Annotated in this window: 15 protein-coding genes and 1 tRNA gene; 10 read left to right on the top strand and 6 right to left on the bottom strand. The window is 36.0% G+C overall.

Annotated elements, in window-relative coordinates; genetic code table 11:
- The first annotated feature begins 127 nt into the window (after positions 1 to 127).
- Both PHX18_04190 and PHX18_04185 read left to right on the top strand, forming a co-directional pair.
- The gene (locus PHX18_04190) at positions 128 to 355 is read left to right on the top strand and encodes a ribbon-helix-helix domain-containing protein (protein ID MDD3593811.1); all 228 of its coding nucleotides are present in this window, start codon (positions 128 to 130) and stop codon (positions 353 to 355) included.
- 3 nt (positions 356 to 358) lie between these two features.
- Positions 359 to 640 carry a type II toxin-antitoxin system RelE/ParE family toxin gene (locus PHX18_04185; protein ID MDD3593810.1) on the top strand — a complete coding sequence of 94 codons (282 nt, stop codon included), beginning with the start codon at positions 359 to 361 and terminating at the stop codon, positions 638 to 640.
- A gap of 165 nt (positions 641 to 805) precedes the next feature.
- On the opposite strand, the gene PHX18_04180 is transcribed toward PHX18_04185, so the two are convergent.
- Positions 806 to 882 (bottom strand) — tRNA-Pro (locus PHX18_04180).
- A gap of 369 nt (positions 883 to 1251) precedes the next feature.
- On the opposite strand from PHX18_04180, the gene rpe reads away from it, so the two are divergent.
- The 7 genes from rpe (at position 1252) to PHX18_04145 (ending at position 7712) form a co-directional block, all read left to right on the top strand.
- Positions 1252 to 1899, top strand: coding sequence for a ribulose-phosphate 3-epimerase (gene rpe, locus PHX18_04175; protein ID MDD3593809.1), 648 nt, complete (start codon positions 1252 to 1254; stop codon positions 1897 to 1899).
- A gap of 50 nt (positions 1900 to 1949) precedes the next feature.
- Positions 1950 to 3218: an adenosylhomocysteinase gene (gene ahcY / locus PHX18_04170; GenBank protein MDD3593808.1), complete on the top strand. Its 1269-nt coding sequence runs from the start codon at positions 1950 to 1952 to the stop codon at positions 3216 to 3218.
- Position 3219: 1 nt separating this feature from the next.
- A complete protein-coding gene (locus PHX18_04165) occupies positions 3220 to 4182 on the top strand; it encodes a hypothetical protein (GenBank protein MDD3593807.1) in 963 nt (320 codons plus the stop codon).
- 18 nt (positions 4183 to 4200) lie between these two features.
- The gene (gene def / locus PHX18_04160) at positions 4201 to 4782 is read left to right on the top strand and encodes a peptide deformylase (GenBank protein MDD3593806.1); all 582 of its coding nucleotides are present in this window, start codon (positions 4201 to 4203) and stop codon (positions 4780 to 4782) included.
- Positions 4760 to 5716: a methionyl-tRNA formyltransferase gene (gene fmt, locus PHX18_04155; protein ID MDD3593805.1), complete on the top strand. Its 957-nt coding sequence runs from the start codon at positions 4760 to 4762 to the stop codon at positions 5714 to 5716. Before def ends, fmt begins: the two co-directional genes overlap by 23 nt.
- A 551-nt stretch (positions 5717 to 6267) precedes the next feature.
- Complete coding sequence (locus PHX18_04150) at positions 6268 to 7392, top strand: tetratricopeptide repeat protein (GenBank protein MDD3593804.1); 1125 nt, start codon at positions 6268 to 6270, stop codon at positions 7390 to 7392.
- A gap of 146 nt (positions 7393 to 7538) precedes the next feature.
- Positions 7539 to 7712 carry a tetratricopeptide repeat protein gene (locus PHX18_04145; GenBank protein MDD3593803.1) on the top strand — a complete coding sequence of 58 codons (174 nt, stop codon included), beginning with the start codon at positions 7539 to 7541 and terminating at the stop codon, positions 7710 to 7712.
- A gap of 58 nt (positions 7713 to 7770) precedes the next feature.
- Here the strand turns inward: PHX18_04145 and PHX18_04140 are convergent, their stop codons facing one another.
- The 4 genes from PHX18_04140 to PHX18_04125 all read right to left on the bottom strand — a co-directional run bounded on the left by PHX18_04140 (position 7771) and on the right by PHX18_04125 (position 12338).
- On the bottom strand, positions 7771 to 8379 hold the full coding sequence (locus PHX18_04140) for a hypothetical protein (protein MDD3593802.1): 609 nt from the start codon (positions 8377 to 8379) through the stop codon (positions 7771 to 7773).
- Between the two features lie 690 nt (positions 8380 to 9069).
- Positions 9070 to 9954, bottom strand: a complete 885-nt coding sequence (gene glyQ, locus PHX18_04135; GenBank protein MDD3593801.1) for a glycine--tRNA ligase subunit alpha — start codon at positions 9952 to 9954, stop codon at positions 9070 to 9072.
- A 13-nt stretch (positions 9955 to 9967) separates the two neighbouring features.
- The gene (locus PHX18_04130; GenBank protein ID MDD3593800.1) at positions 9968 to 10447 is read right to left on the bottom strand and encodes a hypothetical protein; all 480 of its coding nucleotides are present in this window, start codon (positions 10445 to 10447) and stop codon (positions 9968 to 9970) included.
- Positions 10448 to 10535: 88 nt separating this feature from the next.
- The gene (locus PHX18_04125) at positions 10536 to 12338 is read right to left on the bottom strand and encodes a flagellin (GenBank protein ID MDD3593799.1); all 1803 of its coding nucleotides are present in this window, start codon (positions 12336 to 12338) and stop codon (positions 10536 to 10538) included.
- Positions 12339 to 12578: 240 nt separating this feature from the next.
- Between PHX18_04125 and PHX18_04120 the strand changes: the two genes are divergently transcribed.
- Positions 12579 to 14591 (top strand): vitamin B12-dependent ribonucleotide reductase, encoded by a 2013-nt coding sequence (locus tag PHX18_04120; protein MDD3593798.1) that lies wholly within the window; start codon positions 12579 to 12581, stop codon positions 14589 to 14591.
- Positions 14592 to 15026: 435 nt separating this feature from the next.
- Here PHX18_04120 and PHX18_04115 read toward each other — a convergent pair whose 3' ends face one another.
- Complete coding sequence (locus tag PHX18_04115) at positions 15027 to 16403, bottom strand: NAD(P)/FAD-dependent oxidoreductase (GenBank protein MDD3593797.1); 1377 nt, start codon at positions 16401 to 16403, stop codon at positions 15027 to 15029.
- Between the last annotated feature and the right edge of the window lie 45 nt (positions 16404 to 16448).

The raw sequence follows: 16448 nt of genomic DNA, 5'->3' as shown, positions 1-16448 counted from the left end.
GTAAATATTGGATGATATCATAAAGAAGAAGTTTCCCTGGTGGGAATTTTTCACCAGTTTTTACACACCTTGCAATATGCACTACATTGTGTTATAATGTAGTGCAATGTAGTACAAAGGGTATAATGTGTCTTCAGAACAATTTTCATTGAGAATACCAAAGGATATTAAAAATAAGCTTGAAATACTTGCAAAAGCCACGGGTCGTTCAAAAGCTTTTATTGCTGTGGAAGCAATTGACAAATACATTGAACTTGAGTCTTGGCAGATTGAGGCTATTCAAGACGGAATAAAAGCTGTAGATGACAGTAAAACCGTTTCTATTAATGAGATTAAAAAAGAATGGGAGCTTTAATTAGTGGAAGTCAGGTTTACGGAATTAGCAGTGGAGGACTTAAGAAGTATAAAAAAATACATCTTCGAAAATAACAAAAAAGCCGCAAAAGAAGTTGTAGCAAATATTATTGAGAGTATAGAAACAATTATAGTTCCAAATCCAAGCGCAGGCAGAACAGGAAGAGTCTTGAGGACAAGGGAGCTTGTTATTACCAAATATCCCTACATTGTACCTTATCAAGTCAGATATAATGTAATTTATATATTACGGATTCTTCACACTTCAAGAAAATGGGAGTTGTAGCAATCGGGATGATAGGCTTACCCTTGGCGAAATGCAATGAGCCATAGGGGAGCGAATGCAACCTGCCTGTACTCTTTGAACAAAGTGAAATAGAGGACAGTGCTTGGTGCCACGATGTAATCGGGGCATCCATGAAAAAAAGACCCCTCTCGGAGTCTTCTAATATGGTCGGGATGACACGATTCGAACGTGCGACCCCCTCGTCCCAAGCGAGGTGCGCTACCAAGCTGCGCTACATCCCGATGTAATTTGTTATGTTGTCAATTGGCGTAACGCAGCTTGGTGAAATCTAAATAACGTTCGCTATTCGCTCACTAGTGCGCTACATCCCGAATAAGAAGTTAAGAAGGAAAGAAGCTGAGATGGAGAGCTTAAGTCTTCACTTCCCAATACTTCATCTTTGTTGGGTAGTTCTACCGTGCGGCATATTTGGATTTATGCCTACGGATTTTGGACTGGTTTATTTATTTTTCAATTAGACTTGCTTGTCAGGCTTGCCTGCTGCTAAGCTATAACCAGAAGCCCCACACCTTTAAGTCTATTATATGAATGGACAAAGTCAAGTGCATTTTATTTAAAATTATTGTACAATAATTCAAGAAAGAGGGAATATGGATAAAAAAATACTGATAGCACCATCTATACTTTCAGCGGATTTTGCTAATTTAGAGCAGGAAATTAAAAAGGTAGAAAAAGCAGGAGCGGATTTCATCCATATAGACGTTATGGATGGGCATTTTGTACCTAATATTACTATCGGCGCGCCTGTTGTCAAGGCGATTAAAAAAATAACCGCTCTTCCGTTGGATGTTCATCTTATGATAGCAAGCCCCGAAAAATTTTTGGATGATTTTATTAATGCGGGGGCGGATATTCTTACAATTCATTATGAAACGGTAACCAACCCCAAAGAGCTTTTGCAATATATCCGCAGCAAAAATATCAAAGCCGGAATTTCCGTGAAACCTCAAACTTTGCCCGAGGTTCTGGACGGGTTATATGATTATTTGGATTTAATACTTGTTATGACTGTAGAACCCGGGTTTGGCGGGCAGTCGTTTATAGAAGAATGTGCGCCAAAAATTAATTATTACAGCAAAAATACATCCGTGGAGTTTATTGAAGTTGATGGCGGTATCAACTATGAAACGGCAAAAATTTGTGTTAATAACGGTGCAAATGTTCTTGTTGCAGGTAACTATATCTACAAATCAGATGATATAGAAAATGCGATGAAATTGCTTAAAAATATTGATTAAATAACTTTTTGTTTGAGTTATAATTTACCTGTATAAAAAGGGAGTAAATTATGACAATGACAATGAGTTATGATATTAAAGACATAAACCTTGCAAACGCGGGCAAAAGACAAATAGATTGGGCATTTGATGACATGCCTGTATTAGCGCAAATCAGAGAAAGGTTTGAAAGAGAAAAGCCTTTTGAAAATCTTCGCTTGTCAGTGGGATGCCATTTAACAAAAGAAACAGCAAACCTTGCTATTACAATGCAAAAAGGCGGTGCCGATACTGTTTTAATAGCTTCAAACCCTTTGTCTACTCAAGATGATGTTGCAGCTGCTTTGGTTAAATATTACGATATGTCGGTCTATGGTTATGCAGGTGAGCCTTTAGAAACTTACCATGAGCATGTAAAAGCTGCGTTAAACCACAAGCCTCAATTGATAGTTGATGACGGCGGTGATTTGGTTGCCACAATTACTAAAAATTGGCGCCATTTAATACCCGATATCATCGGTTCTACAGAAGAAACAACAACAGGTATTGTGCGTTTAAAAGCTATGGAACAAGACGGTTCATTGCCGTTCCCTGCTGTAGGAGTTAATGAATCTTTGACAAAACATTTATACGACAACAGATACGGTACAGGACAAAGCGCCATTGACGGTATTATTCGTGCAACTAATATTTTACTTGCAGGCAAAACCGTTGTGGTTGTGGGTTATGGCTGGTGCGGCAGAGGTTGTGCTACAAGAGCAAGAGGAATGGGCGCTAACGTTATCGTAACAGAAGTCGATTCTCTAAAAGCTTTAGAAGCCGTAATGGATGGATTTAGAGTTATGCCTATGGCGCAAGCTGCTAAAGAAGGCGATATTTTTATCGCAATTACAGGTAATAAACACGTAGTAGACCTTCATCATATGTTAGATATGAAAAGCGGTGCTATGGTTTGTAATGCCGGACATTTTGATGTAGAGGTTAATATAGCTGCATTACAAGAAGAAACAGTTGAAATTAAAGATGTAAGACCTAACTTGGAAGAGTATATTCTTAAAAATGGCAAATCTATCCTTGTTTTGGGACAAGGCAGATTGGTGAATCTTGTTTGTGCAGAAGGGCATCCTGCCAGTGTAATGGATATGAGTTTTGCTAATCAGGCGTTGGGTATTGAATTTTTGTTGAAAAATAAAGGTAAACTTGAAAATAAACTTTACGTTTTACCTCAATCTTTTGACTATGAAATATCTCAACTTAAATTAAAATCCATGGGTGTAGAGATTGATTCGCTCACTCCTGCAATGGTTGAATATTTAAACAGCTGGAAAACAGGAACCTAGTATGAAGATACTTTTTGTAATTGATAATGTTGAATTTAAATATTTTGAATTTAACAGGCTTGTAACGTCATTTTGGCTGATAAAAGAGTTTATTTGCCGGGGATGTGAGCTTTCAATAACAACAAAAGACAGGTTGTATCTGGACAAAAACCGGCCAATGGCTATGACTTATGGGGTCGAGTTTAAAAATGATGATTTAGTTATGTCGGAAAAGTTCGGTTATGCTGACTTAAATACATTTCAAACCGTATTTTTCCGTCCCGACCCCCCTGTGGATATCAATTACATTAATGCTACATACATTTTAGACTATGTTGACCCTGAAAAAACACTTGTTTTAAACAGACCGTCAGGGATTCGCAGCGCCAATGAAAAAATTTATATAAACAATTTTCCTTCTATAGTTCCCGACAATATTGTTACATCTGATTCTTCTTTGATTAAAGACTTTTTGCACAGACATGGCGAGATTATAATTAAGCCTTTGAACCGTTGTTTTAGCAGCGGAGTATTTTACCTCAACACAGAAGATAAAAATATCAGTACTATTATTGCTTCTTCGACCAATTCCGGAACAACTGCCGTTATGGTTCAAAAATTCATCAAGGCAATAGAACATGGCGATAAACGTTTGATTTTTATTAACGGTGAGATTTTTCCCGAATGTGTCGTAAAAACCCACGGCGAGGATGATTTTAAATTTAACACTCATTCTGATAAATTCTTCAAAGAAGGAATTTTAAGCGAAAAAGAAAAATCAATAGCCTCTGTTATTGCGCCCAGAATGCTTGAGGATGGGCTGTTTATTGCCGGTTTGGATGTTATAGACGGCACGGTTATAGAGATAAATGTTACAAGCCCGTGTTTCTTTATTAAAGAAATAAATCATTTTACCGGCGGGTATCTTGAGAAAAAAATAGTGGATAAGTTAGAACAACTTATGCTATCATATCATGGCAAATAAACTAAAAAGGTAGTTGGAATGGCAGTTTTAAAAGTTTTAGTGTACGGCGATGAAAGATTAAGAAAGCCATCTAAAGAAGTTTCTAAAATTTCAAAAAAAATTACGGCGCTTGCCAAAGATTTGGTAGAAACAATGTACGCTTATGATGGAGTGGGACTTGCAGCTCCTCAGGTAGGTGAAAATATCAGAATGTTTGTAATTGATGTTTCACCTGAAGGCGCACCCAAAAAACCTTACGTTTTTATAAACCCGAAAATTATTAAAAAATCAGGAGCTTCAAGCTGTGCAGAAGGATGCCTCAGTTTTCCCGAGGTTTATACCGATGTAAGAAGATACAGCAATGTAACGGTTAAAGCCTTGGATTTGTACGGCAAGCATTTTGTGATAGAAGCTTTTGACGGTGAACTTTTATCAAGGGCTATACAGCATGAATTTGACCATTTGGACGGTAAACTGTTTGTAGACCACGCCCGCAACAGATTTGTCGCTGACGAAGAGTTGATTAGACACAATCTTCCGCCTATCCAACTTGATTATTTGCTCGAAGAAAAGGAACTTGAAGAGGAGATTGCTCAAAATGGAAGCCAACAAGAAGATTAAAGTTGTTTTTCTCGGAACTCCTCAAATAGCATGTAAGCCTTTGGCGTATTTGTTGGGCTGTGAAGATATTGAGGTTATGAGTGTAATTTCACAGCCGGATAAACCTGCGGGCAGAGGGCATAAGTTTTGCGCTCCGCCTGTGAAGGCTATGGTAGACGGGCAAATTGAGGTTTGTCAGCCTTTTTGTATACGAAAAGATGAATTTCTGATTGACAGTTTAAAGAACCTTAACCCTGATTTTTTAATAACAGTGGCGTTTGGGCAAATTCTATCGCAGGAAGTTCTGGATATTCCAAAATACGGAACCGTTAATTTGCATGCATCTCTTTTGCCAAAATACAGAGGGGCTAACCCTATAGCAAGGGCAATTGCCAATGGCGAAACAGAAACAGGTGTTACCACAATGCTGACAAGTATCGGAGTTGATGAGGGGCATATTCTGCAGGTTAGAAAATTTGGTATCGGACCTGATGATACAACATTAGATTTGGCGATTAAGATTGCCGATATAGGGGGTGAGATTTTGCATACTTCAATGATTGGACTTGCAAACGGCCATATAATACCTCAACAGCAAAATCACTCCGAAGCTACGTTTGCACCTAAATTCTCAAAAGAAGAATTTATTATAGACTTTAATAAATCTGCTCGGGAAATTCATAATTTAACAAGAGCGTTATGTCCAAGACCTAACTCTCAAACGACTTTTAACGGAGTTTTGTTAAAGATTACAGAAACAAAAGTTATAGACAGGCAAACATCAGCTTCGCCGGGTGAAATCATTCAGGTTGCAAAAGAAGGCGTATATGTAGCAACGGGTGACGGGGTTTTGCTCATATCAAGGATAAAACCCGAAAGCAAAAAAGAAATGAATGCTTTTGATTGGACTTGCGGTTCGTCTAGCTGTATAACAACAGGAGCAAGATTTAACTAAAATAAATCTATGATTGATAAAAATTAAGGAGTAAGAATAAAAAAATTACTAATCTTTGCCGTTTTATTAATGACCAAGTTGAAAATTTTAGATTTTTTACAGTAGATTGATATATAACTGAACGGAACTAGATATACAATATTGAAAAAACATCGTACAAGGGTTATTTAATATTATTAATCCTAGTATTTTTGCAGATATTATTTACAGGGTTGTACAAAATCAGTTAGCTTTATAAGACTTGAAAGACGATTTTGAGAAAGAGGCAGTAGAACAAGAGAATAAGTTCAAAAATTTTATTGATAAATATATTAAAGAAGAAAAAGCAAAAAGCAATATATGCCAACACATTATTTTAAAAAACCATTCTAAAAGGAGCTGTTTGTTTGTAAAAATACAACTAATAATTATACCAAAAAGTCAAGTTGAATTTTTAAGATAAATTTCGTTCTTTTACAAATCATATAATTTTAAGTATGATGTTCTAATATGTTTATCTTATTTTAAATTTTTGTAATAAAATAAGTTTTATAAATAGTGAGGGTGCTAAAATGATAAAAAAATCAAAAATCATATGTACAATTATTTTTATGCTCTTTTTGCAAGGATTTTGTGCAGAAGTTCACAGTCAAGACTCTATGACAAAATATAATGAATTTGTTAAACTAAATCCTAATGACCCTAAAGCCTACTATGATAGAGGCTTTGCAAGTGCACAGATTAAAGATTACAAAAATGCACTAAAAGATTATAACAAATCTGTTGAATTGAATCCTAATAATGCTAATACATATTTGAATAGAGGAATCATAAAGTCTGAACTTAATGATTACGCAGGTGCAATTGAAGATTATAATAAAGCTATTGAATTTAAACCTGATGACTTTTTAGCGTATTCTTATAGAGGAATTGCAAAAGCAAAATTGAATGATTATGAAAATGCTATAAATGATTTTAACAAAGCTGTTGAACTTAATTCTAAGTTTACTATGGCATATGTTGGTAGAGGACTTGCAAAAGTAGAAATAGAAGATAATAGTGGTGCGCTTAAAGATTTTAATAAAGCTCTAAAGTTGAATCAAAACATTAATTTTTTATATTTTCAACGAGGAATTACAAGAGTAGCACTAAAAAATTACAAAAGTTCTATAAATGATTTTAACAAAGCTGTTGAACTTGATTCTAAGTTTGCTATGGCATACGTTGGTAGAGGGCTTGCAAAATTAAAACTTAATGATTACGCAGGTGCGATTAAAGATTTTGATAAAGCTATTGAATTAAATTCTGAAAATATTGATATATATTCTAGTCGTGGAATTGCAAAGGCAGCCCTTAGAGATGCTAAAGGTGCGATTAAGGATTTTGATAAAGTTATTGAATTAAACCCAAATAAGGCTGATGCATATTACTTTAGAGGGCTTGAGAAAGCAAAAATTGAAGATTATAAAAATGCAACTAATGATTTTACTAAAGCTATTGAATTAAATCCTAATTATAGCGATGCTTATGCCGCCAGAGGGTTTGCAAAAGCAGATTTAAAAGACTATGCCGGTGCTATTAACGACCTTAAACATTCTAAAAATTTATTTTTGCAAAATGGCGATAAAAAAGGATATATACGAGTAATTAAGGCAATAAAAAAATTCCAAGCTTTAAATAAGGAAATTGGTTCTTAGTGGATTTTTATTGAAGTATAAGCTCTCAATGCAGGAGGATATGAAAATGACAGAAAAAAGAAAGTATCGTAATATATACTAATTATCCGTATAGTTTTTTTTAAGTGTATCTCAAGACTTTTTTACAGAAATAAAAAATGGTTTCAATGGCAAAATACGACAAAGCTGTTGAGCTAAATCCTAGAGATTCAAGTGTGTATTTTAAGAGTGGTAATGAAAAAATAGAAACCCAAGATTATAAAGGTGCGATTGAGGATTATACTAAAGTTATTCAATTAAAGCCTAATAATGCTGATGCTAATGTATATTTAAATCGATGAATTTTGAGAATGAAACTTGAAGACTAGAAAGAAAATACGATATTCTTAAACAGTAACATTAACTAAAATATTCTCTAATAAATTTCACTTTAATAGTAGTTATAATGATAAGTGTTAACATCATTATGCAACTCGGTATAATAAGTGCATTTTTAATGTTCATACTAAAGCCAAATAAGTCTATTAGCAAAAACAAATATGCTATCTTAAAAGCAAACACAGAAATAATTGCAATGTTTTCACTTAAAATATTGTCTTCTTTTAGTGCCATAAACATAAATGGTGCTGTTGATAATGTGAAGCATACTATACAAATAGGCACAAACTCACTGGGGTGCGAACTCATTTTCGTAAACATATTTAACACATAGAGCCCCCATCCTGCCATCACAATCAAGGTGTATAAGTTTCCAAGCAAAATAAATATATAAGTTAAAATTTCCAAATTTAATATTTTCATAAAAAATGTTAATGTTGCTAAAACAGGTGATAAAAAAATACCAATTAAAAATGGGGCAAACACAAGTGTTAATGTACCAGTAATTATAATATCCCAATTACCTAAAAGGGCAAGCCATATTATAGCAATAATTGGCAAAATTGTTTCTATAAATATCACTAAGGTTTGCATTATACTCAAAATTAAACTTTTTGATGTTTCTAACATTACTACCAACCAATATATTTACTAATTTGAATAACTAAATAATAAAAGTTATAGGCAATAATGTCAATTCCTTTAAATATTTTTGTAGAATTTGACTGATAAATTGTAGTATACATTCTACAATTGAATAATGGGTATCAAGAAAATATAAAAATAAGGGGCTAAATAAGAAAACTTAATTCATGATAGGATTGAAATATGTTTAAATACAGCAAATTAAGCTAATACAAAATAAGAAAAATCATTTTTTACTTTTCTAAAGATTTAACAGCTACTCAAGTAGCTGAAATCCTGAAAATCAGCAGAGTTACAATAAATCGATATTACAAGCTTTTTAGAGAGAAAATCGTTGACTATTGTGAAGCCCAAAATGGCTTTGAAGGTGAATTAGAACTTGATGAGAGTTATTTGGGTGGTAAGCATCACAAAGGGAAAGAGAGAGGTTCAGAGAATAAGATACCTGTTTTTGGCATTTTAAAACGCAATGGTAAAATCTATCCTCAACTCATCCCAAATTCTTCATCGGAAACGCTCCTAGCCATCGTAAAAAGTAAAATTAAGCTTGATTCAGTAGTCTACACAGATAGCTTTAGAGCTTACAATCATCTGGTAATAAGTGGCTATAAGCACTACCGTATCAATCATTAAGCAGAGTTTTACAGGCTGTATAACAGCAGGTGCTAAATTCAGCTAAACCAGCTCTTTTTTTAAAAGAGGGAAGCCCATTTCTTTTCTTTGCTCTACATATAATGCTGCGGATTCAGAAGCAAGTTTTCTTATCCTGTTTATATAATTGGTACGTTCGTCTTTGCTTATTACCCCTCTTGCATCAAGTAGGTTGAAGGTGTGAGAACACTTTAAAATACAGTCGTACGCAGGTAATACAAGCTTTTGTTCCAAGCAGTTTTGAGCCTCTTGGGAATAAAGGTCATAAACCTTAAATAACGTATCAGCATTTGAATATTCAAAATTATATTTTGATTGTTCAACTTCGTTTTGATGGTAGATTTCACCGTATTTAATTTCATTATTCCACATTATATCATATACGTTATCTACATTTTGCAAATACATAGCAATACGCTCGAGCCCATAGGTTAATTCTAAGGCAACAGGTTTAATTTCAAGTCCGCCAACTTGTTGAAAATATGTAAATTGGGTTACTTCCATACCATCAAGCCAGACCTCCCAGCCTACGCCTTTTGCACCCAAGGTAGGTGATTCCCAATTATCTTCTACGAATCTGACATCATGTTTAGACAAGTCTATTCCCATAGCCGTTAATGATTGCAAGTAAAGTTCCTGAGCATCTTTAGGCGATGGTTTTAATATAACCTGATATTGAAAATAATGCCCCAAACGATTTGGGTTTTCACCATAGCGAGCATCTGTAGGACGTCTACACGGCTCTATCATTGCGGTATTCCAAGGCTCAGGTCCCAACGAACGTAAAAAAGTAGCAGGATTCATCGTACTTGCTCCTTTTTCTATATCGTAAGGATGTTGAATTATACATCCATAGTCAGACCAAAATTTTGTTAAATTTAAATATAGCTCTTGAAATGATAAGCCCATCTTTTTTCCCTTCTTATTTACTTTCAGCTTTTTTATTTTCTTTCGGTGTTAAAATAACCACCTTGTCCACAAGCACCCAAGGGTCACCCAAGGCGGTAGAAAACACTTTTCCGTAGACTTCTATTTTATCGTTATTTTCTATGTTTATAAGCTCTTTTTCTGCATAATCTCGTTTAATAATGAGTTTAAGCTCTGAAAGAGGTATATCGTATTCTTTCACATCGTTTCTTTTGATTAAAAAAGAAATATAATCTTTTGATGACATGTTAACGGGTTCATAGTCTAAGCCTAACGTTGAAAACTTATCAAAACTGGCGTTAATTTTTATTTTCTTGCTGAGATAATTCTTAGGTTTTAGCACCAAGTCGCTTTGTCTTACTTCACAAGTCTGTGCAGTCTGTTGAGGTTTTGGAGTTGGTGTTGTGCTTTGTGATAAAACTATTGTATTAATGCTTAATGCCAGCGTTGCAACTAATATAACTCTTTTTAACATGATTAATCCTTTATAATTATCATATTTAGATATTTTAAACTAAACAAAATAATTACGCTATTACCCCTAATTGCAGTTTTATGTATAACTAAATCAGAGATAATAACAAGTCTTTGTTAATTTGAGAAGTTTGAGATAGTAAGGAGACTCCTGCATTTCTTAAAATCTGAGACTTAGTCAGTTTAGAAGAAGAAGCTGCTATATCTGTGTCCATTATTGCAGATTCAGAAGAACTATAATTCAGTTCCCTTGTCAGCTGCAGGCTCAGTGCGGAATTCAGCCTGTTTTCATAAGCGCCGAAGCCCGAGCGTTTATTGCTTATTTTCTTTATAAGCGCATCTATTTTATTAAGGCTATCCAAGGCGGCAGTTGCTGTTGCCAAATTTACCTTGAAATCACCTAAAGTAAAGCTGCAATCAATATAAAGCACATTGTCATCCCCGGAATTCGCTCCTACTTGAAGCCGCATTCCTTTCGGCGGATTTGGCGGCGGTTCTACAAACAACTTTAATTGCGGTGGATTAAAGTCATAATCATAATTACCTCCCAGGAATGTTAAATTCTTGGAATTACTAAAGAAAGAAGCCTTCTCATTTTTTGCCCGGGTATCATCTAATGTAAATCCTGTCCCGACACTGGTAGATTTGCCTGAAGATTCAGATGACCAATGGTTATTTGATATTGCAGATATATTTGATGACGTAATGTTTCCTATAAAACCTCCTGAGCTGCTTGATGTAGCTAAAACCCGGGACGTCGAGTAAGAATTAACTAGTGTAGGAGTTGTTGCATTTATAGACCCTATCAAGCCCCCTATATTACTGCTGGTTGGTGTAGCCCCTGATACAGTTCCTTCGCTGTAGCAATTTTCTATTCTGGGTACATTGCCATGCAATGCACCGACCAGACCGCCTGTATCTTGCCCCCCCGATACATCAACGTTTGCATAACTATTTATAATACGAGCCGATGCCAGCATTCTTCCCGTTATTCCCCCTATTTGATTGCCTGTTCCGCTTACTTTTCCTGTTACATAGCAATTATCGATTGTACCGGAGTCAAAACGACCCACAAGTCCTCCTAGAGTGCTTCCTCCTGATATATTTACATTTGTTAAGGCAAGGTTTTTGACCGTACCCATCAAATCGCCTATAAAACCTTTATAGCTGCCACTACTACATGTTAAATTATCTATTTTATAACCGTTGCCATCAATAGTGCCTTTAAACGCTGTAGCATATCCGGGAGAAATAGGTTCCCATTCCTTTCCTGCAAGGTTAATGTCGCTCATAAGGACATAAACCTTATTGCTCTCTGTTTGGGTATTTTTTATAGCTTCAAGCTCAGCTCTTGTGTTGATTAACACAAGATTGCCGGAAGCCTTTGCTGAGGCATACTCTGCTTCTACCTGCTCAACGGTTTTATGGTTGGGGTTGTTTTCAGCAGGGGTGTTATTACCTGAAATACCGCCTGTTTCGGCAAAGATACTACGTCCGCTAAAACTTGTACTTTTTTCTATATTTCTCATCTCGGCAACCAGTCCCTCTGCCTCTTGCTGCATCGATGAACGTTCCTGTGAACTGTAAGTTCCGTTAGCGCTTCTTAGCGCTAATTCTCTTACCCTTGATATAAGATTGCTCATATTGCCAAGCGCATTATCTGCTGTGCCTAGAATGTTTATGCCGGTTAAAGTATTATTATATGCCTGCTTTGTCCCGCTGGTCTGAACAGAGAAATTTGTTCCAGCATAAAGCCCCGCTGAATCATCTTTTGCCGAATTTACTTTTAAACCTGTGGATAAGTTTTGAATTGTAGCCGCAACTCTTTTATCAGCGCTTGTTATGCACTGTTGAATCTTCGTGTTCAAACTGTTAGTTACGATACTAATCATATATCCCTATCTTTAGTTTTTGTATTTTTGCCCATGGGGCACCAGAGGGCACAGTTAGCCCATATAAGCAGTTTATCACGTGTAAGTACTGATTTTTATCCTCTTTTTGTAGGATTAAACTGCACGGAAAATATTAAAAACGCTTTTCTTTGTTAAATATTATTAAAACTTTGTACAAAAAATACAGATGTATGTTAGAATTGAAAAACAAATCATTTAGCTTGGAATAGGGGGATATCAGTGAGTTTGGATACTTTAAAAAAATTAACTTTAAGTGAAAATGCAATAAAAGTTTTAGAAAAGAGATATTTAAAAAGAGATAAAGAAGGGAATGCTACAGAAACTCCGCAAGAATTATTTTATCGTGTTGCTTCTACCATAGCTGCCGCTGATTTACAATATAATGTTCCTCAAGCCGAAGTTGATGAACTTACTAAAAAATTCTACGAGTGTATTACAGACCGGTATTTTATGCCAAACAGTCCTACGCTTATGAATGCCGGAAGAGAATTGGGACAGCTTAGCGCATGTTTTGTTCTTCCTGTTGAAGATTCTTTGGAAAATATTTTTGAAACTATTAAAAATACGGCTTTGATACACAAAAGCGGTGGTGGTACAGGGTTTAATTTTTCAAGATTAAGACCTAAAAATGATGTTGTTCGCTCTACTATGGGTGTGTCATCAGGTCCGATTTCTTTTATGGAAGTATTTAATGCCGCAACGGAAGCTGTTAAACAAGGCGGGACAAGACGCGGTGCCAACATGGCAATTTTAAGAGTTGACCATCCCGATATTTTAGATTTTATTGATGCTAAGTTTGATGGCAATAAATTAAACAACTTCAATATTTCCGTAGGCATTACGGACAAGTTTATGGAAGCTGTTTTGGCAGGCGAAGATTATGAACTCATTCATCCTAATTCTAAAGTTTGTGTCCAAAAAATCAGCGCTAAAAAAGTTTTTGACCTTATAGTTGACCATGCCTGGAGAAACGGCGAACCGGGTATTGTATTCCTTGATAAGATGAATGCAGATAACCCTACACCTCAATTAGGACCTATAGAGTCAACTAATCCTTGCGGAGAAGTACCGCTATTGCCTTATGAAGCCTGTAACCTCGGGTCAATCAACCTTGCAAGAATAATTGAAGAAAAAGACGGACAAAAGGTTATAAACTGGGATAAACTGGCAGAAGTTACAAAATTGGCGATTCATTTCCTTGATAATGTTATTACGGTTAACAATTATCCGCTTCCCAAAATAGCCGAAATGGTTACGGGAAACCGTAAAATCGGGCTTGGTGTAATGGGCTGGGCTGATATGCTTATGATTCTCAATATTCCTTATAACAGCGAAGAAGGAACAAAGTTGGCTTCTCAAATTATGGAGTTTATTGATTATCATTCAAAAGTTGAAGCTATTGAATTGGCTAAGATTAGAGGAAGTTTCTCAAGCTTTAAAGGTAGCATTTATGACAATAAAAACTTCTTATACAACAAATACAAAGGAAAAGGCGCAGGCTTGATTTCTGATGAGCAATGGACTGATTTGGATGCGCAAATTGACAAATTCGGTATAAGGAATGCTACAACAACTTGCATTGCGCCAACAGGTACAATTAGTATGATAGCAAGTGCGTCAGGCGGGGTTGAACCGTTATTCGGGCTGGTTTTCTTAAGAAATGTTATGGATGGAACTTTGATGTACGAAGTTAACCCCATCTTTGAAAAACTTGCAAAAGAAAGAGGCTTCTACTCTGAAGAATTAATGGCTGAGATTTCCGAAAAAGGAACTGTTCATGGAAACTCAAGAGTACCGGAAGATATTCAGCATGTGTTTTCAACGGCGCATGATGTTTCTCCCGAATGGCATGTGAAAATGCAGGCTGCGTTCCAGCTTCATACAGACAATGCTGTTTCTAAAACAGTTAACTTTGAAGAGCATGCTACAAGAGAAGATATTGAAGAAACATACTATCTTGCTTATAAATCTAACCTGAAAGGTATTACGGTTTACAGAAATAATTCAAGAGTTTTCCAACCTATGAATATAGAGAAAAAGGAAACGATTGAAGAAAAACTCGCTAATATGACAGATGCTGTAGATGTTAAAACAGAAGAAGAGCCTAAAGCGGTAGAAGTTCAGTATGCAGGCGAGGTAAAGGTTAAAAATTGCCCTGAATGCGGCAATAAAATAGAGTTTTCTGAAGGCTGCTATATCTGCCTAAACTGCGGACATTCAGGTTGCAGCTAAGAGGAAGCTTGACAGCTGGGAGGCTGGGATTAGGCTTAATAGGTGAAGCGGTGCGCCCGGGGGCGAAGGGTCATGGGCGAAAATACTGTCATGCTTGAGGAGCGGAGCGAGTTCAGCATCTTACCGATTTTGTTCTTAAGCTACTAAGTTTATGTAGGTTGGGTTTTAACCCAACTTATTTGGCTACACAAAAAAACTACTAAATAGTAACAAAAAAAAAGCTACTAAATAGTAGCTTCTACATCACATAATCTTGGGAGGAGATTTGGGGATTGTTTGATACATGCATATAATACCTTTAGCATGGCTTTTGTGTATAGTTTTTTTTGCAAATGTTACAAAAGATTTACATTTGTTTTTAAAAAAATATGAAACAAAGCCGTAACGATAAGGTTTTGTATTTTAAGATCTTTTGTCAATAGTTCACATGGTTACTCAATATTTTTTACAAATACTTCTTGCGGCTAAAATACCCGAAGAAGAAGCTTGTAATAATCCTCTGGTAACACCGGCGCCATCGCCTATAGCGTACAAATTCTTTACCCCCGCTGTTTCAAGTTCGTTAGAAAGAGGAACTCTTGAACTGTAGAATTTAACCTCTACACCGTAAAGCAGGGTGTATCTTGATGCTACGCCGGGCGCAATTTTATCAAGCGCATACAGCATTTCGGTAATGCTTGTAAGGTGTCTGTGAGGCAGTACTAAACTTAAATCGCCGGGTGTTGCAGACTTAAGTGTCGGTTGGATTATGCTTTTGTTAATTTTTTCAACCGTAGAGCGCCTGCCTTCAAGTAAATCACCAAACCTTTGCACCAGTACTCCGCCTGCAAGCATGTTAGCAAGTCTTGCTATATGCTGGCCGTATTGTATAGGTTCTTTAAAAGGCTCGGTGAAGCTCTTGCTTACAAGAAGCGCAAAATTCGTATTCGGAGTTTTCTTATTTGCGTAGCTATGGCCGTTAACTGTAGAAATACCATTATAATTTTCGCAAACAACTTCACCCATAGGATTCATGCAAAAAGTCCTGACCATGTCCTTGAATGTCGGGGCATAGTAGATAAGTTTGGATTCATACAGCTTATCAGTCAATTCTTGCATAACAGGCGCGGGAAGTTCTACCCTTACACCTACATCGACAGCGTTGTTTATTAAATCTATTTTCAGTTTTTTGAATTCTTCGCTTAACCAGTCAGCTCCTTCTCTGCCCGGGGCTACTATTACATTCTCACTCTCATAGGTTGTGCCTTTTTCTGTAATAATTCCTTTTACCACACCGTCTTTTACTATAAGGTGTTTAGCTTTTTCATTATTAATGATATCCACTTTGCTCATCAAGTCATCTTGCATGCTTTTAAGTACGGTTAAACTTCTCTCTGTTCCCAAGTGTCTTACCGGAGAGTAAATAAGTTTCAGTTCCGCCATAGTTGCTTTTTTGGCTATATCTTCAACATCTTTGTTATTAGTGCCGTAAACCTCTTCTGTAGCGCCGTATTTTAAATAGATATTATCTGTGTATTTCAATAATTCTTCTACTTCATATCTTGGCATATAATCGCCAAGATTTCCGCCTACATCGGGCGTAAGTGTTAGTTTACCGTCAGAAAAAGCACCAGCTCCGCCCCATCCGCAGAGTAAACCGCATTTTATACAGCTTGGGCAGCTCTTTGCCCCTTCTCTTATGAGGCATTTTCTGTTTTCTATTTTGGGTCCTTTTTCTATTATTAAAATTTTAAAATCGGGTTTTAATTTGACAAGTTCCAACGCAGAAAAAATCCCTGCCGGACCTGCGCCTATGATAATCGCATTATACACGCTCTTCCCCTTGGTGGTATCCTACGACTTTATGATACTAAAAAA

It is taken from the genome of Candidatus Gastranaerophilales bacterium, assembly GCA_028696075.1.
Classification (GTDB): Bacteria; Cyanobacteriota; Vampirovibrionia; order Gastranaerophilales; family JAILCC01; genus JAQVHS01.
The sequence above is the reverse complement of the archived record's forward strand: the minus strand, read 5'-3'. Positions and strand labels throughout refer to the sequence as shown.